The sequence below is a fragment of the Microbacterium sp. NPDC078814 genome (assembly GCF_040702645.1).
In the GTDB taxonomy this organism is placed as follows: domain Bacteria; phylum Actinomycetota; class Actinomycetes; order Actinomycetales; family Microbacteriaceae; genus Microbacterium.
In genome coordinates this window covers 1-1,417 of sequence record NZ_JBFBLT010000037.1, presented here as the reverse complement: position 1 = coordinate 1,417, position 1,417 = coordinate 1, and the positions used below count along the sequence as shown (strand labels likewise).

At 66.4% G+C, this 1,417-nt stretch carries 1 protein-coding gene; it reads right to left on the bottom strand.

The genetic code is table 11. The features are described 5' to 3' along the window. Positions 1 to 59: 59 nt before the first annotated feature. Positions 60 to 1,295 (bottom strand): IS256 family transposase, encoded by a 1,236-nt coding sequence (locus tag AB0300_RS18810; protein WP_046746337.1) that lies wholly within the window; start codon positions 1,293 to 1,295, stop codon positions 60 to 62. Positions 1,296 to 1,417 lie beyond the last annotated feature (122 nt).

Sequence of the window (1,417 nt, the reverse complement as noted above, 5' to 3'; positions counted from 1 at the left end):
GGCCGCGTCCGTTTGAGTGGTGGTCTTTCGCTTCGTTGCGATGATCAGCTGTCGTTAGTTTAGGCGGCGGTGATCTCGGGGAGTATCACCGCCTCGTCGATGGTGGGGGTGGTCGCGGTGAGCTCGGTCATGGAGGCTTCGGAGAAGTAGCGGCGGTCGGCGGCTTCCCATTCGTCGTGTTGCTCGACGAGGACGGAGCCGGCCAGGCGGAGCAGGGCGGCGTTGTTCGGGAACACGCCAACGACGTCGGTGCGGCGCTTGATCTCCCGATTGAGGCGTTCCAGCGGGTTCGTGGACCAGATCTGTCGCCAATGCCGGGCGGGGAACGCTTTGAACGCGAGGATGTCGTCACGGGCGTCGGTGAGCATCACGGCGGTCTTGGGGTGGACGCGCTCGATCATGCGCACGACTTCGTCGAACTGGGCATCGATGTGCTCGGCGTCGGGTTGGGCGAAGATCGTGCGGATCACGCTGGCGACCATCTCCTGCCGGCCCTTCGGGAGGGCGGTCAGGACGTTGCGCATGAAGTGGACGCGGCAGCGCTGCCAGGCGGCGCCCTGCAACACGGTCGCTGCGGCCTTCTTCAGTCCGGCGTGGGCGTCGGAGATCACCAGCTTCACCCCGCCCAGACCTCGTGTCTTCAACGAGCGCAGGAACTGCTTCCAGAACTCCTCGGTCTCGCTGTCTCCGACATCGAAGCCCAGCACGACCCGCCGCCCGTCAGCGGCGACGCCGATCGCGACGACGACCGCCTGGGACACGACACGGTGGTCGATGCGGACCTTGCAGTAGGTCGCGTCGAGGAACACGTAGGGGTAGGCGATGTCAGACAGCGAGCGGTCGCGGAACGATGCGACCTCGGCGTCGAGCCCTTGGCAGATGCGGGACACCTCGGACTTCGAGATGCCAGTGTCAGCGCCGAGCGCTTTGACGAGGTCATCGACCTTCCGGGTTGAGACGCCGTGGAGGTAGGCCTCCATCACGACCGCGAACAAGGCTTGGTCGACCCGGCGGCGCCGCTCCAGCAGCGACGGGAAGAACGACCCCTGCCGCAACTTCGGGATCCGCAACTCCAGATCCCCAGCCGTGGTCGACAGCACCCGCGGCCGGGAACCGTTGCGGGTAGTCGTGCGCTCGCTCGTGCGCTCGTAGGGGGCGGCGCCGATGAATGCGGCTGTCTCCGCGTCGATCAGCTCCTGGTAGAGCCGCTCGGTCGCGGCTCGGATGCGGTCGGTGGTGCCGGTGAGCTTCAGTTCCCCGAGCAGCTCGAGGAGGGCAGACTGGTCAAGAGCCATCGTGCGGTGTCGTCTTTCTGTGTGAGTTCTTGGTCGTTCTCACTGACCATCGCACGATGGCTCACCCCGTCGCGGTCACGACGCCGCGGGCCCGAAAGACCACCACCCCGCGGGACTCCAGG